We start from the raw sequence: 16799 nt of genomic DNA, 5'->3' as shown, positions 1-16799 counted from the left end.
TTAATTGTTTGCGGCAAGTTTTTCACCGGCTTCTTCTTTGTTTTCCTGCGGTTCTTTGGTCCCCTGGGGTTCTTTAGCGCCGGCAGGTTTGGTGCCGTGTAATGATTTTATAAAGCTGGCAACATCCGCAATTTGCTTTGGCGATAGTTGTTTTTCCCACGTTGGCATTCCTTTGTTTAGTACGCCGTACTTAATGGTCTTAAACAAATCACTTATTTTGCCCCCGTGCAGCCAATAATCATCTGTAAGGTTGGGGCCCACGCTTCCTTCGCCATGTTCGCCATGGCACGGCTTACAATTTTGGATAAATATCACTTGCCCGGCTTTCAGCAGTTCGGGATCACTTTCCATTTTTACCGTAGTTTCGTCTACCTGGTTTGCCGCTTTGCTGAGGTAAAGCTTTTTTGCGATGTCTGCCTGTGCTATTTCGGTAGTATACTCCTCATACTGCAGCTGGCCAAAATGGAAAACGTGGTAATTTAAAAGGTAGCCCCCGGCAAAAATGATGGTAGCGTAAAATAAATACATAAACCAGCCCGGTATGGGGTTATCCAGCTCCTGGATGCCATCATAATCATGTGCAATCAGCAAGTCTTTCTCCTCAGCCATGGGCCTTAACGAAAGCAATTTATTCCAAACCTCACCTTTAGCCTTCTTCTTCTCTTTTTTTGCAGGATGCATTTCCGCTTCAATTTGCTCGTTGGTATAGCCCTGAGCCTTCAGCGTGATCTTTGTCAACACCGTAAATGTTCGCAACAGCATTAGCATTGCTAAAACGATGAGGAGGAAAAGTGTCATAAAGGCGCCATAGCCGATGTAATTCTGTACCTCGCCTGATAGCATGCTGTCGTTTGCAGCGCTTGCACTAAAGGTGGTTGCCACCAAAACGATTATAGAAAAAATAGGTATAGGTTTCATAACTTATTGGTATTAAGCGTTTCACCGGTCCCGTCATGCAATGGCATATCGCTCATGCTAGCTACATGATTTTTGTTCATTTTGATGAGCATAAAGGTGACTACAACAAAAAAGACGAAGAATATAGCCAGGGAAAAGAGCAAATAGCCCTGGTTTGCGGTGATATTTTCTGTGAATTGTTTAAACATGATTGGGTTGTTTATTTACCGTTTTTATTTGCCTTGATATCCATACCGAGCCTTTGCAGGTAAGCAATAATAGCGATGATCTCTTTATTACTTTTTACTTTGATATGGTCTTTCGCCAGGTTGCCGGCAATTCCTTTAGCCTGCTTATCCAGGTCCTGATTAGCTATATTTTCATATCCCGGAGCATAGGGTACGCCCAGGCTGCGCATAGCGTTGATCTTTGCTGCGGTGGTAGTTGTATCCAGCTGCTGTGAAATCAGCCAGTCGTAATTGGGCATAATACTGCCGAAAGACATCAATCTTGGATCCATCAGGTGATTGTAGTGCCAAGCATTGCTATACTTTTGCCCCTCCCTGGCCAAATCCGGACCGGTTCTTTTAGACCCCCACAAAAATGGATGATCATATACAAATTCGCCAGCTTTGCTGTATTCGCCATATCGTTCCGTTTCCGACCGGAATGGGCGTACCGTTTGCGAGTGGCAGTTAACACAGCCTTCCCGGATATAAATATCCCGGCCCTGAAGTTCAAGCGGAGAATAGGGCTTAACGCTGGCAATGGTTGGGATGTTTGATTTTATGGTGAGCGTAGGCATCAATTCAACAAATGTTCCCACAAGAATTACCAGCAGCGCAATAATCATCATTTGGATAGGTTTACGCTCCAGCGTGCGGTGCCAGGTCCCTTCTTTTATCACCGTGCTGGCGGGCGCCAAAGGCATAGCCTGTGCAGCTTCATTGGCTACTAAACTTCCCTGCAACATGGTGCGGGCTAAATTATATGCCATTACAATTACACCCAACAGGTACATAGCCCCACCGGCAGAACGCATCATATGCATCGGCAAAATCTGAAGTGTAGTTTCTAAAAAATTGGGGTATTTCAGCATCCCCTCAGGCGTAAACTCCTTCAGCATCAGGCTTTGGGTAAAACCCGCCCAGTACATAGGTATAGCATAAAATAAGATACCCAGGGTACCGATCCAAAAATGGAAGGCAGATAATTTCTTAGAATAAAGCGCTGTTTTATAAATGCGCGGAATAACCCAGTACAAAATCGCGAATGTCAGGAAACCGTTCCATCCTAAAGCGCCAACATGAACGTGGGCAATAATCCAATCGCTGAAGTGGGCAAAGCCGTTCACCTGTTTTAAAGACAACATGGGGCCTTCAAACGTAGCCATGCCATAGGCAGTTAAGCCAACCACCATAAATTTCAGGACTACATCATCCCGCACCTTATCCCATGCGCCCCTAAGGGTTAACAAACCATTGATCATTCCGCCCCAGCTTGGTGCGATCAGCATAATAGAGAAGGCTATACCCAGTGATTGTGCCCAGCCGGGCAGCGTAGTGTATAATAAATGGTGCGGCCCCGCCCAGATGTAAATAAAGATAAGCGCCCAAAAGTGCAGTATGCTTAATTTGTAGGAATAAATAGGCCTGTTTGCCATTTTGGGCAGGAAATAATACATCATGCCCAGGTAAGGCGTAGTAAGGAAAAAAGCAACGGCATTATGGCCGTACCACCACTGTACCAGCGCATCCTGTACACCTGCATAAACGTAGTAGCTTTTAAAGGCGGATACAGGCAGCTCAACAGAATTGACGATGTGCAAAACTGCTATGGTAACAAATGTTGCGATGTAGAACCATATGGCAACGTATAAATGTCTTTCGCGCCTCTTAATTATCGTGCCGAACATATTCACCCCAAATACTACCCAGATAATAGTAATGGCAATATCAATAGGCCATTCCAGTTCAGCATATTCGTGTGAGGTAGTTAAGCCCAGTGGCAAGGTGATCACCGCAGATACGATGATGAGCTGCCAGCCCCAGAAATGGATCTTGCTCAGCCAATCGCTGAACATACGTGCTTTTAAAAGCCGTTGGAGAGAGTAGTAAACACCCATAAATATGGCGTTACCCACAAAGGCGAAGATCACCGCATTGGTATGCAAAGGGCGGATGCGGCCATAAGTGGTATACTGGTTATTCATGTTCATACCGGGGGCGTAGAGCTGAATGGCGACGATGAGGCCCACCGTCATGCCGATGATCCCCCATATAACAGTGGCTATACCAAAGTCGCGAACTATCTTATTATCGTAGTAAAATTTTTCAGGCTGCATAGTGTGTTTTAAGATGGTGTAAAAATAGCGGGAGCAGAGAAGTTGAAGCGTGACCAGAATTATCCGCTAAAGTGATTGGCATCACTTTTTTGCAGGTGGCTCGGTTTCTTCATCCAGCAGCATGCGCATGGATGTTGTGTATAGGTCGTCATTTTGCCCATTGCGGTGTGCCCAGAAAAAAGCAGCTAAAAAAAGTAGGGCCAGCAATACGCTGCAACCTATAAGGAAATAGAGGATGTTCATGCCAGTTTTCTTTTTTTTGCCGCGAAATGGGTGGCCAAACTTGTAAATGAGATGATGGTAATAGTACTTAAAGGCATCAGTATTGCGGCTGTGAGCGGCGAAAGCATACCCGTAATAGCGTAGCTGAGCCCAATAAAGTTGTAGGTAAGTGATATCAAAAACGAAAAGCGGATAATGTTGACCGTATCTTTAGAGAACTTTAAAAAAGCAGGCAGTTTATGAAACGAACGGCCATCCATAATAGCATCGCTTCCCGGCGAAAAATTATTCACATCATCCGTAACCGCAATGCCAAGGTCGCCTTGCTTTAAAGCGCCGGCATCATTTAGCCCGTCGCCCATCATCATCACCTGCCGGCCACGCTGCTGTAAGGCCTGTACAAAATTTAACTTTTGCTGTGGCGACTGGTTAAAGTGCATATCATTTGCTTCCCTGAAAAAATGGCCAAGTTCTTCCCGTTCATGGTCCTGATCACCAGACAGTAAATAGGCCTGGTACTGCGGCTGGAGTTTGCTGATGTCCTGCATTCCTTCGCGATACTTGTGAGAAAATTCAAAAAAGCCAGGCAATTTGTTGTCAATCATCAGGTAAACCCTGGTGACTCGAGTCGCTTCCTCTTTGTAACCTAATACCAGTTTAGCATTCCCCACACGAATATTTTGGCCGGCAATAGTTGCCATTATGCCAAGGTTTGGCATTTCTGCATACCTGTTTAGGCTGAGCCTTTGCTGGTTGCCAAGGTATTGGCAAATCATCCTGCTTAATGGATGTGTAGAATTGATACAAGCGCTGTAGATCAGCTGCTGTTCCTGTGCCGACATGAACCCCTGTAGTTGGATCTGGTTGCTGTTCCCGGTGGTAATGGTGCCCGTTTTATCAAATACAATGGTATCAATAGCCGCCATTTGTTCTACAACTGCTACGTTTTTGAGGTAGAAAAAATTCCGGTCGAAAATGGAGAGCGCTGCCGACATGGTAAACGGTGTGCTCAGGGCAAGCGCGCAGGGGCAGGCTACGATCAGCACAGCAGTAAAGGCAGCAATCCCCCGTCTTAGATCTGTGGGGAGCCAAAAAAGCAGCGAGCCAAAAGCGATAGTCAGCAGTGCGATAGTAAAGTATTTGCTTACCTTTTCATTAAAGGTTTGTATCCGGCTGTCCTTTTGCCGCGTAAACGCCTCGTTGTTCCAAAGCTGGGTAAGGTAACTTTGGTAAACAGGTTTAACTACCTCCATTTCAATAGCTTCGCCGGTTTGCCTGCCGCCTGCGTAAATAACTTCGCCCAAAGTTTTCTTCACAGGGACGCTTTCGCCGGTTACAAAACTAAAATCGATGAGCGCTTCCCCTTTCAACAGTATAGCATCTGCAGGGATGATCTCATTATGCCGGATCAATATACGGTGACCTGTTTTTAGTTGGGCCAATGAAATAACTTCATGAACAGCATCATTTTTTATGACTTGAACAGCAACCGGAAAAAACGACCGGTAGTCCCTTTCGAAAGAGATGTGGTGGTAGGTTTTTTTCTGAACGAACTTACCAATCAGTAGAAAGAAGACCAGCCCGCAAAGCGTATCGGCGAAACCTGCACCTGTTTGGGTGGCTATTTCAGCAATGGTTCGTATAAACAGTACGGCGATGCCCAGCGCCAGCGGAAAATCAATCCCAAATACTTTTTTGTTAATATTTTGCCAGGCAGCAACAAAATAGCCCCACCCGCTGTAAAATACTACCGGCAGCGCAAAAAGAACATTTAGCCATCCGAAAACCTGCCTGAGCGTATGTTCTGATGCTGTGATCCCAAAATATTCGGGAAAACTAAGCAACATAACGTTCCCAAAACAAAAACCAGCTACTGCTATTTTGGGTACCAGGTTGTCTTTTATTACTTGGTTCTGTTTTTTGATGACATCCTGCAGGCTGATCAGCGGTTCGTAACCTATATCGTACAAAATCTCTACCACTTGCTGTAGATTAATCCTTTGATGATCGTAACGGATGTTCAATTGCTTTTTCAAAAAATCAACCCGGCAGTAATGTATAGCCGGGTTAATCTTGTGCAGTTGCTCCAGCAGCCACAGGCAGGAACTGCAATGGATATGTGGAATATAAAAAGTGACGATGGTTACCTGGCTGTCTGTATAGTCTATCAATTCGTTAACAATATCTGTCGAACTTAAATATTCAAACCGCTTGTCTGTACGGGCACGATTAAAACCGGGGTGATCATTATAGCTATAATAATTCCCCATTTTACTGGCCGATAATACCTCGTACACAGTTTTGCATCCACGGCAACAAAAGCTTTTATCCTCAATAATATATTCTTGCGTTTCACAATCATCGCCGCAATGATAACAGGCGGATTTTTCTATGGTTGTATACTGCTGCATTCCCCGGGGTTTTTAGTCTTCAAATCTGCAGCCTTTAGTTTCGGTAAAACGTGACCACCAATACGCAGAAAAGTGACCTTAGTCAGTTTTTGAAACTGCGGACCAGGATACCTTTGGAAATTGAAATTGCTGATAAAAGCCATTTCTTATCCATCTGTTTAATCATGAGCCACACTTTTCATATCCCCGTTTTAGGTTTGGGTTTTTCTATCGATACGCCGTTGAAAGTTGCCCGCTACGGCATCTCGTCCGTTTTGTCTATTGTTGACGATGACCTCATAGAACGGATGCGCGAATATCATGCTGTTGAAAATAATTTGCCATTTATACCTATTGCCAAAAAATCAGTCGACGCCAGGGCACGCCGGATCACAGCCTATTTAAACCTTGTGGATGAATTGGTTACGATGCAGTTTGATGATCTACGAAATCAGCCATTTGAAAATGGCAGCGATATTTGCCGTTATTTTGAATTGCTGCCCGATAACTCCCAGTTAAAAGCCGGTTATGACCTGATGACGGAATACCCCGAGGGCGTTAGCAAGCAGATTTTCCAGCAACTTTTGCGGCATGGCATGACTAAAGGCGCCATTGATGTAAATATCATGTCGAAAGTAGACCGGATGAACTTTACTGCTGCGGGAGATTATATGGGAGATGAGCACACGGATGCCCAGGCAGCCCTGCGAGGATTTGCTAATAGTAGCCTTTGCTCATCGGTTATCCTATCGGCGGGCATGAATCCCAAACTATATAGTTATCTCGAAACTTTCGACGCATTTTTTCCAAACGAAAATGGCGAACTGCAGAAGAAGATCATTTTAAAAGTAAGCGATTTCAGGTCTGCATTGATCCAGGCCAAATTCCTGGCAAAAAAAGGCTTGTGGGTGTCCGAATTCCGGATAGAATCGGGCCTGAATTGCGGCGGGCATGCCTTTGCTACAGAGGGATACCTGTTGGGCCCGATACTGGAGGAGTTTAAACAAAAGCGGGCTGAGATGGCGGAAGAACTACAGGAGCTGTATCGGCCGGCATTATTGCAAAGGGGTATAATTTGCGAAGCCTCCCCCAAACAAAGGCTAAGTGTGCAGGGGGGCATTGGCACCGCAGCAGAGAACGACTTCCTGGTAAAAAACTATGAGGTGGACGCGACCGGATGGGGGAGCCCGTTTTTATTAGTTCCCGAAGCCACTAATGTAGACGATGAAACCTTAACCCAGCTTTCGGTAGCGGCAGAAAAAGATTATTACCTAAGCGCTTCATCCCCACTGGGCATCCTGTTTAATAACTTTAAGCCTGCCGGCAGTGAAACGCAAAGGCTGGCGAGAATGGCGGCAGGGAAACCAGGCAGCCCCTGTACTAAAAAATATCTGTGTACCAATACCGAATTTACCGTACAACCCATCTGCACAGCGTCCAGGGAATATCAGCATTTAAAAATAAAACAATTGCAGGCCTCGGGCCTTAACGCTGATGTATATGAGGAACAATATAATGCCATAACGGAAAAGATCTGCCTTTGCGAAGGACTCTGCTCGTCGGTATATATCAAATACAACATCGCCAAAACCAAAGAAAACACAGCAGTTGCCGTTTGCCCCGGGCCTAACCTGGCCTACTTTAGCAGGGCGTATTCGCTGGATGAAATGGTGAAGCACATTTATGGTAAACTGGATCTGTTGGCTAATGTTAAGCGGCCGCATATGTTTATCAAAGAACTTAACCTGTATATCGATTATTTGCAAACCGATCTTCAATCGCAGTTAAAAGAACTTAACGATAAGAAGGTAAAACAGTTTGTTAAATTTAAAGCACAACTGCAAAGTGGGATAGCCTACTACAAACAGTTGTTCAGCGATGTGCCGGATCAGGCGTCGCAGCTAATGCATAGCTGGTACGAAGAGTTAGGGGCTTCTGAAATAAAGCTCAACAGCATCTCCATTTAAGCGGGACTCAATAAGTTTATATAAGCTGCACCGAGTTTTATGCTCGTACGGTAGGGCCGGCATTAGTTTATTCCGGATCAAAATAGTAAAAAACAATTTCAATGAGAACCATACTCATTTCAACAGATTTTTCGACAACTGCCGCCCACGCCGCAGCTTACGGTTATAACCTGGCCAAACAAATCAAAGCCAATATCATTTTGGCAAACGTGGTAACGGTTCCCGCAGAAATTCCACAGGCCGGAACGATTATTTGGCCCGCTTCTCAGGGCGAGGAATTGAGCGCCTACAGCATCGCCGAACTTCAAAGGTTGAAAGCTCACCTGGAAGAAAACGATTATTCTGATACTTTTAAACCCCTTGTAAACTACATCAGCGAAGCCGGAAGAGTTACGGATGTAGTAGAACACCTGACTGATGCCGAAATAGACATAGTGATAACCGGCAGCCACGCCAGTGATGGTCTCAGCAGCTTTTTATCAGGTAATCACTGCAGCATGCTAATTGATACCGTAGCCAAACCCCTTCTAATCATCCCGCCCAAATCACCTATCGGGAAAATTAAAAAGATTGCCTTTGCTACAGATTTTAACCAGGTTGAAAAAGATATCCCATCTATTTACAAACTGATAGCCTTTGCCAGGCTTTTAAATGCTGATATATTGTTAACGCATATTCACAAAAAAAATGATCATTCTACCGCCCTGCAGCCTTTGATAGACCAATTGCTAACTACCTTATCAAACCAGGCTGACTACCCGCATATTTATTACCGGGCGTTAAAGGATAGCACTCCCGAAAAAGGTTTAGAATGGCTTTGCGAACACGGGCAGATTGACATGCTGGCTATGAACCACGGGCCCTATGATTTTATTGATGATATCTTAAAACTGAGCCATACCCAAAAGATGGCCGCGCATATATCCATACCCTTGTTGGTTTACCAATCCGACCATTAAAGGTTTGGATTGGGTAGAGACTTTTGCGGCCGCGTTAAAAGATACGATGCCTACTGGCGGATAAAGTGATACGCATCAACTTATCCACCTGTAGGCATCATTTTTTTAGATGCCCACCATCATCTAAACGCCTCTTTAATGGGGTCATCTTTACGGCATGTTAATCAACACACCCTCTTCAACATTAGCGCGCAGCAATTACGGTTGCATCTGGACTATAAGAATGCTGCTCAGATCGCCCAAAAGGCATTCTGCGGGAACTAATAGCTTCGCTAACCAGCTATTCTGCTTAAACCGCTTACCAATCAGTTTTTGATCAATGGGTAAACACTGTAAACGTGGTATCCAGGTTTTAAAGTTTACCAGTCATCTTAAGCTATTCAGGTTTGTGAATTCCAAACTGACTTTAAGCACCCTTGCAAAATTTAATTGAACGTTCTTTTATCATCGCCATTTGAAAAATATCACCTTTCTCATCCTGTTTCACTTTGTCTGCTTACGGGCTACAGCACAACTAGCAGGTGCAAACTTCAAAGTGAATACCGATACTATAAAAAACTTTTCCACCTATAAAAGATCTATCACCTTCGCCGGTCTTCTTCAAACCCGGTTCCTGGGCTCGCTCACCAAAAATGTAGATGTGAACGGTAAGAACTTTGATGCGACGGCCACTACCCCTAAGATCACCAACACATTTATGTTGAAACGGGTGCGCTTTGTAGTAAAAGGTACCGTCAATGACCACTTCTCAGCTAACCTGCTGATGAACTTTGCAGAATTCAGCAGCGATCCGGCTAATAAAGTGCTGGAGAACGCCTATGTTAAATATTCGCTAAATAACCACTTTAATGTGCAGGCTGGTCAGTTCAGGCCTTTTTTCGGTATTGAGGATGTTGTGCCTAACGATATTATTCGCACGCTTGATTACTCCAACCAATACTATGCCTTTGGCGCAAGCGGCTGGCAAAGCTTCCAAACGGGTGTGGCTGTATTTGGCAACATCAACAAAGGTGGCCAGCTAAGGTATTACGCAGGGGCCTACAACGGCAATAACCGTAACCAGGCCAATGATAACGATAATACTAAAAACTTTTATGCGCGTTTGGAGGGCGACCTTCTTAAAGGCCTAACATTGGGCATTAATGCAGGCCAGGGAAGTTTGGGGGCCGGTAAAGGCACTGCACTCGGGATAGATTTTAAAGGCGGCTTAGCACTGAACAGCAAATGGGATGTTAGTTTGGGCGGTGAATATAAAACCGGGACAAATTTTGCCTTGTACAATACTTTAACGGTAAAGCCTATCCTGAAAGATGTGCGCATGCAGGGTTTTTACATCTTCCCGATTGTTAGATATAATGCCAATATGCGCAGGGTTAGAGCCATAGAATTCTCATCCCGCTACGAATATTTTAATGAAAGCTATAAGCTTGCCCATAACGCAAGGCAAACAATTATCCCCAACGCTTCGCTAATATTTGCTGACGATTTTTACGCTGCGCTCCAGCTGGGCGTATCTATCGATCTATACCAAAAAAATATACCCCTTACTACAGCTTACAATCATAACCTGGCTTATCTCCAACTACAGGTACGCTTTTAATTACTATCATGAAAGAGATCAATTTAAAATCGTTAGCCATCACCCTGGTGGTTGGCCTCGTTATCTGGTTTATACCGGTACCCGAAGGCGTAAAACCAAATGCCTGGCATTTACTGGCCATTTTTGTGGCAACCATTGTTGGCATTATATTAAAAGCAGCGCCTATGGGTACCATGGCTATGCTGGGTATTACACTTTGTGCCAGTACCCAGGTGTTGGCACCGGGTAAACCTGTTGATGCTATTAAAAATGCTTTAAGCGGTTTTGGAAATTCAACCATCTGGCTCATCGGTCTTGCCTTTTTTATTGCCCGGGGTTTTATTAAAACTGGGTTGGGTAACCGGTTGGCTTATAACTTTATAAAACTGTTTGGTAAAAGCACATTGGGCTTGGCCTACGGTTTAAATACCGCCGACCTGATCCTGGCACCTGCTATCCCCAGCAATACGGCACGTGCAGGCGGGGTGATATTCCCAATCATGAAATCTATAGCGGTGAATATGGGTTCCGAACCGGAAAAACCCGAAACACACCGCAAGATAGGGGCATTTCTCACCCTAAGCAGCTACAATGCCAATATGATCACCTCGGTGATGTTCCTTACCGCAACGGCCAGTAATCCTATGGCCCAAAAATTTGCCCGGGATTTAGGAGTAACGATAACCTGGGGTAGCTGGGCCATGGCAGCAGCTGTACCCGGGCTGGTTTGTTTTATGTTGGTACCGCTATTTCTTTATAAGTTTTACCCGCCCGAATTAAAGCAAACCAAGGAAGCACCCGCAATGGCTGCTGAAAAGCTGAAGGAAATGGGCCGGATTTCCCTGCAGGAATGGCTCATGGTAGCCACATTTATCATTTTGCTGGTTCTTTGGATCTTTGGCAACCTGGTATCGATAGATGCCACCACTGGCGCACTTATCGGCCTTTGCATCCTATTGCTTTGCGGAGTGCTAACCTGGGAAGATGTTAAATCTGAAAAAGGCGCATGGGATACCATCGTATGGTTCTCTGCTTTGGTAATGATGGGCTCATACCTTAATTCGCTCGGGTTAATAGGCTGGTTTGGCCATTTGGTGGGCGGCAGCATGAAGCAATTTAGCTGGCAGTTGGCTTTTCCGCTTATCATATTGGTATACTCTTATTGCCATTACATGTTCGCCAGTGCAACTGCGCAGGTAGCCGCAATGTACTCTGTTTTCTTAGCGGTTGGTATTGCAGTGGGCGTACCGCCGGTAATGCTGGCCATTTTTTTAGGTGCCTGCCCTACACTGATGGGCGCACTGACACACTATGGGCACGGACCGGCACCCATTTTTTTCGGAAGCACTTATGTGGACATGAAGGATTGGTGGAAGCAAGGCTTTTTTATGAGTGTGCTGTTCCTGCTGGTTTGGTTTATTGTGGGCGGGCTTTGGTGGAAGGTCATCGGCTTATGGTAGCCAAAAGTTTAATGTTCGGGTGTGTTCGGGCTGTTCGGGTACATTCGCCCTCGTCTTTCAGTGAACGCGATTAACTATTATCAATTAGTGCCGATACCAATAAATATGAAACAAACGACCATTCAATATAAACTCGTTATGGCGGGTACGGGCCTGTTCCTCTGCTTTTTTCTGGTGATACATTTGCTGGGTAACCTTCAGTTACTGTTACCTGCTGCCGAGGCCAAAGACCAATTTAACTGGTACTCGCACCTGCTGGCCGGTAATATGTTTATTAAGATAGTTTCCTGGATCTTGCTAATCGCTATCGTTGCGCATGCGGTTTACGCGCTGATATTGGCCGCTAAAACAAAAAATGCAAATGGTGCCAAATACGTGTATGATAAACGCAGCATTGTTAGCCCCTGGAACAGCCGTAATATGGGCCTGCTCGGCACGGTGATCCTCATCTTCTTGGTGATCCATTTAAAAGACTTTTGGTATGTAAGTGATTTTACCAACATGGCTTTAGATAAACAGGGTTATAAAGATATGTACAGCGTTGTGGTGCTTACGTTTCATCAATGGTGGTACGTGCTCATATATGAGGTTTCCTTCGTGGCGTTGGGTTTTCATCTTCTCCATGGTTTTTTTAGCGCAGCGCGTACGCTCGGGCTTTATCATCCAAAATTTGTAAAGCTGGTGCGTTACACCGGCTGGCTTTTCACAGCCTTTATTACCGGTGGCTTTATGCTGATACCCATTGTTGTTTATTTTAATAACTGATCCATTATGTTAGATGCAAAAATACCCGAAGGCAAATTGGCCGATAAATGGGATAACTATAAAGAACAGGTAAAGCTGGTTAACCCGGCTAACAGAAAAAAACTCGATGTTATAGTAGTGGGTACCGGCCTCGCCGGTGCTTCCTGCGCGGCTTCGCTTGGCGAATTGGGTTATAATGTTAAATCCTTCTGTTTCCAGGATTCACCCAGGCGGGCGCATAGTGTTGCTGCGCAGGGCGGTGTAAATGCTGCAAAGAATTACAAGAATGACGGCGACAGTGTGTTCCGTATGTTTTCTGATACTATAAAAGGTGGCGATTTCCGTTCCCGGGAGGCCAATGTTTACCGGCTGGCAGCGTGTTCGGCGAACCTTATTGACCAGGCCGTAGCGCAAGGTGTTCCGTTCGCCAGGGAGTATGGTGGTTATTTAAACAACCGTTCCTTTGGCGGAGTTCAGGTTTCGCGAACATTTTATGCCCGCGGGCAAACCGGTCAGCAATTGCTTTTGGGTGCCTACCAGGCCTTAATGCGGCAGGTTGGTGCAAATAAGGTAAAGACCTATACCCGGCATGAAATGCTGGATCTGGTAGTGATTGATGGCAAAGCAAAAGGCATTATTACCCGTGATTTGGTCACCGGCGAAATAGAACGCCATGCGGCAAACGCGGTGGTGCTGGCCAGCGGCGGATACGGTAAAGTTTATTATCTCTCCACACTGGCCATGGGCTGTAATACCTCAGCCATTTGGCGGGCGCACAAAAAAGGGGCGTACATGTCCGGCGTCAGCTGGATCCAGTTTCATCCAACCTGTTTACCGCAGTCCGGCGAGCATCAATCGAAATTGACGCTGATGTCTGAATCGTTGCGTAATGACGGCAGGATCTGGGTACCCAAAAAAGCGCATGACGAACGCAAGCCAAACGATATTCCGGAACAGGAAAGAGATTATTACCTCGAACGCCGGTACCCTACATTTGGCAATCTAGCGCCACGGGATATCTCTTCTCGTGCAGCAAAAGAACGGATTGACGCCGGTTGCGGGGTAGGGGTAATGAAAAATGCCGTTTTCCTTGACTTTTCCAAAGCCATCAAAGAGCAGGGTAAAGAAAAGATCAAAGAGAAGTACAGCAACCTGTTTAAAATGTATGATAAGATAAACGCGGTAAACGCTTACGAGGAACCTATGCTGATTTCACCCGCAGCGCATTTTACCATGGGCGGGCTTTGGGTAGACTATGAACTGATGACTACCATCCCCGGCTTATTTGCCTTGGGCGAAGCCAACTTTGCCGACCATGGCGCCAACCGGCTTGGCGCAAATTCATTATTGCAGGCTTCGGTTGACGGATACTTTATAGCGCCGTACAGCATCCCCAATTATTTGGCCGGCGAATTAAAGGCTGAAAAAATTACTACCGACCACCCTGCTTTCGCGGAAGCTGAGCAAATTGTAAAAAAACAATTGCAGCAGTTTTTGAATATCAATGGCCATTTGTCTGCCGATCATTTCCATAAAACATTAGGTAAACTGTTGTACGATGGCTGCGGCTTGTCGCGAACAAAAGCCGGACTGGAAAATGCGATTGCATTGATCAGGCAGCTGAGAGCGCAGTTTTACACCGACCTTAAGATAACCGGCGACCATACCGTGAACAGTGAACTGGAAAAGGCTGGTCGCGTTGCTGATTATCTCGACCTGGGTGTACTCATGTGCGAAGATGCGCTAAGCCGTGAAGAATCCTGCGGTGCACATTTCCGCGAAGAGTATCAAACACCAGACGGGGAGGCCTTGCGCAATGATAAGGATTATTGCTACGTATCTGCCTGGGAATGGAAGGGGCCTTTGGCCGAGCATGAATTGCACAAAGAACCCCTTGTTTTTGAGAATGTATCCTTAACTGTTAGAAGCTACAAATAAAATCCGATCATGAAAATATACTTGAAGATCTGGCGACAGGATAGCCCTGCAGCCGCCGGCGAAATGAAGAACTACGAATTGGACAATGTATCGCAGGATATGTCGTTCCTGGAGATGATGGATATGCTAAACGAGTCGCTCATCCAAAAGAGTGAACGCGTAGTAGAGTTTGACCATGATTGCCGCGAGGGCATCTGCGGGCAGTGCGGTATGATGATCAACGGCCGGGCCCATGGCCCGCTTACCCATACTACCACCTGCCAGCTGCACATGCGCAGTTTTAAAGATGGAGACACCATTTACATTGAGCCTTTCCGTGCTGCGTCATTCCCAATAGTGAGAGATCTGAAGGTAGACCGCAAGGCATTTGATAAAATCATTCAGGCGGGTGGGTTTGCTTCGGCATCCACCGGTGAAGCGCCGGAAGCCAATGGGATTTTGATACCGCACACCATTGCGGAAGCCGCTTTTGATGCTGCAGCTTGCATCGGGTGTGGTGCATGTGTGGCAACTTGTAAAAATTCCAGCGCAGAACTTTTTACTGCTGCAAAAATTACCCATTTGGCACTGCTGCCGCAAGGGCAGATTGAGCGGGCCGGGCGGGTGATTGCTATGGTAGATCAGATGGATGACGAAGGGTTTGGGCATTGTACCAATACCGAAGCCTGTGAGGTAGAATGCCCGCAGGAGATCTCTGTATTGCATATTGCGCGAATGAACTATGAGTACAATAGGGCGCTGACTATTTCAGATTAAAAGAGTAAAAGTATGCTGCTTTCTAATATTCAAGCCAGGACAGATTGGATTATTCCAATTTGAAACCAGCTTAACAAATTTAAATGAACAATGAAGCAATGTATCTCTGACCTGCTGATAGATTGACCGTGCTATGTCATAAAAAGCGAACGAAGCGAGTTTGGAATATTAAAGAGACTTCGATTTGATGCGCGGCCTTTTTATTTTTGTGGCTGCAACATTAACAGGGATGATACGGCTGGTAAACCGTTCTGCCGGTGCGCTTATCTTACGCACTTCTTTAACTTCTTCAATGATTACCGGTTTTTCTACAACCAGCCTCACTGTTAATTCACGCTCACCTAGCATTGTTCCATCCAGGGCTTTTATTATTTGCGTCGCATCCTTCAGACTGGCCGTTTCAATAAAGGCATAACCCTTACAGATCCGTGTTTGCTTATTGCGCACTATTTTGATTGTAGCTACTTCGCCATGATGACTCAGCAACTGTACCAAGCTAAGTTCTGTAATTTCTAAAGGGAAGCCGCCCAGAAAAATTTTAGTCATCGGTGTATTTTATTTTTGAAGAAATGTAGAAACGTTTTCACTTATGATGTTTTTCACTATCCAAAAGAATCATTTATTTACTACAATAACCATAGGGTAAATCCAATTGCCCCAAAGATGTGAATCGCTGTAAATAGCTGTGCATCGGTATAAATAATCGTAAGAGACACTGCGGATAAAAGCAATTAAATCATTAAAAAAAACGCTGAATGGAGAAATACCACCAAAACATAAGCGTAAATATGGTGCGCTAACTTGTATACAAATTGTGCTAAAAATGGGTAAGTTATCTATTTATTCTCAGTGTATTTTTATAACACCTTAATAGCCAAACGTTAAAACCTTATAGAATTAAATCTTTCTTGTCATGAACTTAAAAATTCGTCAAATTTTATTAGCGTCCGCATTGATGAAATATACTGATTTGCATTCCAAAATAATATGCAAGCTTAGTCCGGCGGGCGTTTTTAAGCAATTATACGGTGATCATACATTTTTTCAGCTATCCGACACTATCGCTACCAAATATAGCCAGACACTTTATATAGCGGAACGCGGAGCAATAAAGGCTATCATCGATTGCAAAATAAAATACCTGGTAGCTTCTCATAAAAATCTCAAGGATAAGGATGGCGTTGGCTCCAATGCAGATGTGTATGCTTTTAAGCTTGCACTTTCTAAAGGTGAAGGCGCGTTTTATTTTTTGATTGGCACGCTTCTGTACGCAAGCTATTGTTGCGGTAGCAGGTGATATTTGGTGGTGAGAAATAGTGAGAAAGTTTTACAATCTTGATTCAATATAAGGTTTTAATGGCATTATAAGCGTTATAGCGGCCCATATGAGTTAAATTTAAACCGAAAACCGATGCCATAAAACCAAATTGAAACCTTTTAAGTAAGGCATAAGGACTAAAAGATTTGCCGGTAGACCACTACGGGTTATCAAGATTATTTAAATAGTTACCACCGGTTTAGGTATGTGTGATAAAGAAATGTT

14 protein-coding genes are annotated in these 16799 nt (G+C 44.9%); 8 read left to right on the top strand and 6 right to left on the bottom strand.

Features of this window, described 5'->3' with window-relative positions:
• The 5 genes from A0256_20035 to A0256_20015 all read right to left on the bottom strand — a co-directional run bounded on the left by A0256_20035 (nucleotide 1) and on the right by A0256_20015 (nucleotide 5874).
• A complete protein-coding gene (locus tag A0256_20035) occupies nucleotides 1-918 on the bottom strand; it encodes a cytochrome C (GenBank protein AMR33548.1) in 918 nt (305 codons plus the stop codon).
• On the bottom strand, nucleotides 915-1106 hold the full coding sequence (locus tag A0256_20030) for a hypothetical protein (GenBank protein AMR33547.1): 192 nt from the start codon (nucleotides 1104-1106) through the stop codon (nucleotides 915-917). The genes A0256_20035 and A0256_20030 overlap by 4 nt, the downstream gene beginning before the upstream one ends.
• Nucleotides 1107-1117: 11 nt before the next feature.
• The gene (locus A0256_20025) at nucleotides 1118-3241 is read right to left on the bottom strand and encodes a cytochrome C oxidase Cbb3 (GenBank protein ID AMR33546.1); all 2124 of its coding nucleotides are present in this window, start codon (nucleotides 3239-3241) and stop codon (nucleotides 1118-1120) included.
• 81 nt (nucleotides 3242-3322) lie between these two features.
• Entirely contained in the window at nucleotides 3323-3484 is a 162-nt protein-coding gene (locus A0256_20020; protein ID AMR33545.1) for a cytochrome oxidase maturation protein, read from the bottom strand.
• Complete coding sequence (locus A0256_20015) at nucleotides 3481-5874, bottom strand: ATPase (GenBank protein ID AMR33544.1); 2394 nt, start codon at nucleotides 5872-5874, stop codon at nucleotides 3481-3483. The genes A0256_20020 and A0256_20015 overlap by 4 nt, the downstream gene beginning before the upstream one ends.
• Nucleotides 5875-6038: 164 nt before the next feature.
• Between A0256_20015 and A0256_20010 the strand changes: the two genes are divergently transcribed.
• The 7 genes from A0256_20010 to A0256_19980 all read left to right on the top strand — a co-directional run bounded on the left by A0256_20010 (nucleotide 6039) and on the right by A0256_19980 (nucleotide 15256).
• A complete protein-coding gene (locus tag A0256_20010) occupies nucleotides 6039-7820 on the top strand; it encodes a hypothetical protein (protein AMR34631.1) in 1782 nt (593 codons plus the stop codon).
• Between the two features lie 101 nt (nucleotides 7821-7921).
• Nucleotides 7922-8779, top strand: coding sequence for a hypothetical protein (locus A0256_20005; protein AMR33543.1), 858 nt, complete (start codon nucleotides 7922-7924; stop codon nucleotides 8777-8779).
• Nucleotides 8780-9254: 475 nt separating this feature from the next.
• Nucleotides 9255-10379, top strand: coding sequence for a porin (locus A0256_20000; GenBank protein AMR34630.1), 1125 nt, complete (start codon nucleotides 9255-9257; stop codon nucleotides 10377-10379).
• Between the two features lie 8 nt (nucleotides 10380-10387).
• A complete protein-coding gene (locus A0256_19995; protein ID AMR33542.1) occupies nucleotides 10388-11818 on the top strand; it encodes an anion permease in 1431 nt (476 codons plus the stop codon).
• A gap of 105 nt (nucleotides 11819-11923) precedes the next feature.
• Nucleotides 11924-12583 carry a succinate dehydrogenase gene (locus tag A0256_19990; GenBank protein AMR33541.1) on the top strand — a complete coding sequence of 220 codons (660 nt, stop codon included), beginning with the start codon at nucleotides 11924-11926 and terminating at the stop codon, nucleotides 12581-12583.
• A gap of 3 nt (nucleotides 12584-12586) precedes the next feature.
• Entirely contained in the window at nucleotides 12587-14500 is a 1914-nt protein-coding gene (gene sdhA, locus A0256_19985; protein AMR33540.1) for a succinate dehydrogenase, read from the top strand.
• Nucleotides 14501-14509: 9 nt separating this feature from the next.
• The gene (locus tag A0256_19980; GenBank protein ID AMR33539.1) at nucleotides 14510-15256 is read left to right on the top strand and encodes a fumarate reductase; all 747 of its coding nucleotides are present in this window, start codon (nucleotides 14510-14512) and stop codon (nucleotides 15254-15256) included.
• 168 nt (nucleotides 15257-15424) lie between these two features.
• Here A0256_19980 and A0256_19975 read toward each other — a convergent pair whose 3' ends face one another.
• Nucleotides 15425-15802, bottom strand: a complete 378-nt coding sequence (locus A0256_19975; GenBank protein ID AMR33538.1) for a hypothetical protein — start codon at nucleotides 15800-15802, stop codon at nucleotides 15425-15427.
• A gap of 409 nt (nucleotides 15803-16211) precedes the next feature.
• On the opposite strand from A0256_19975, the gene A0256_19970 reads away from it, so the two are divergent.
• A complete protein-coding gene (locus tag A0256_19970; protein AMR33537.1) occupies nucleotides 16212-16553 on the top strand; it encodes a hypothetical protein in 342 nt (113 codons plus the stop codon).
• Nucleotides 16554-16799 lie beyond the last annotated feature (246 nt).

The sequence above is a fragment of the Mucilaginibacter sp. PAMC 26640 genome, assembly GCA_001596135.1.
Classification (GTDB): domain Bacteria; phylum Bacteroidota; class Bacteroidia; order Sphingobacteriales; family Sphingobacteriaceae; genus Mucilaginibacter.
This window is presented reverse-complemented; position numbering and strand designations above follow the sequence as displayed.

What these genes read in the sequence shown, in the direction of transcription:
- A0256_19995 (AMR33542.1), top strand. Translation starts at nt 10,388, where the DNA reads ATGAAAGAGATCAATTTAAAATCGTTAGCCATCACCCTGGTGGTTGGC.
- A0256_20035 (AMR33548.1), bottom strand. Translation starts at nt 918, where the DNA reads ATGAAACCTATACCTATTTTTTCTATAATCGTTTTGGTGGCAACCACC.
- A0256_20025 (AMR33546.1), bottom strand. Translation starts at nt 3,241, where the DNA reads ATGCAGCCTGAAAAATTTTACTACGATAATAAGATAGTTCGCGACTTT.
- A0256_20030 (AMR33547.1), bottom strand. Translation starts at nt 1,106, where the DNA reads ATGTTTAAACAATTCACAGAAAATATCACCGCAAACCAGGGCTATTTG.
- A0256_19980 (AMR33539.1), top strand. Translation starts at nt 14,510, where the DNA reads ATGAAAATATACTTGAAGATCTGGCGACAGGATAGCCCTGCAGCCGCC.
- A0256_19970 (AMR33537.1), top strand. Translation starts at nt 16,212, where the DNA reads ATGAAATATACTGATTTGCATTCCAAAATAATATGCAAGCTTAGTCCG.
- A0256_20010 (AMR34631.1), top strand. Translation starts at nt 6,039, where the DNA reads ATGAGCCACACTTTTCATATCCCCGTTTTAGGTTTGGGTTTTTCTATC.
- A0256_20020 (AMR33545.1), bottom strand. Translation starts at nt 3,484, where the DNA reads ATGAACATCCTCTATTTCCTTATAGGTTGCAGCGTATTGCTGGCCCTA.
- A0256_19975 (AMR33538.1), bottom strand. Translation starts at nt 15,802, where the DNA reads ATGACTAAAATTTTTCTGGGCGGCTTCCCTTTAGAAATTACAGAACTT.
- A0256_20005 (AMR33543.1), top strand. Translation starts at nt 7,922, where the DNA reads ATGAGAACCATACTCATTTCAACAGATTTTTCGACAACTGCCGCCCAC.
- A0256_19990 (AMR33541.1), top strand. Translation starts at nt 11,924, where the DNA reads ATGAAACAAACGACCATTCAATATAAACTCGTTATGGCGGGTACGGGC.
- A0256_20015 (AMR33544.1), bottom strand. Translation starts at nt 5,874, where the DNA reads ATGCAGCAGTATACAACCATAGAAAAATCCGCCTGTTATCATTGCGGC.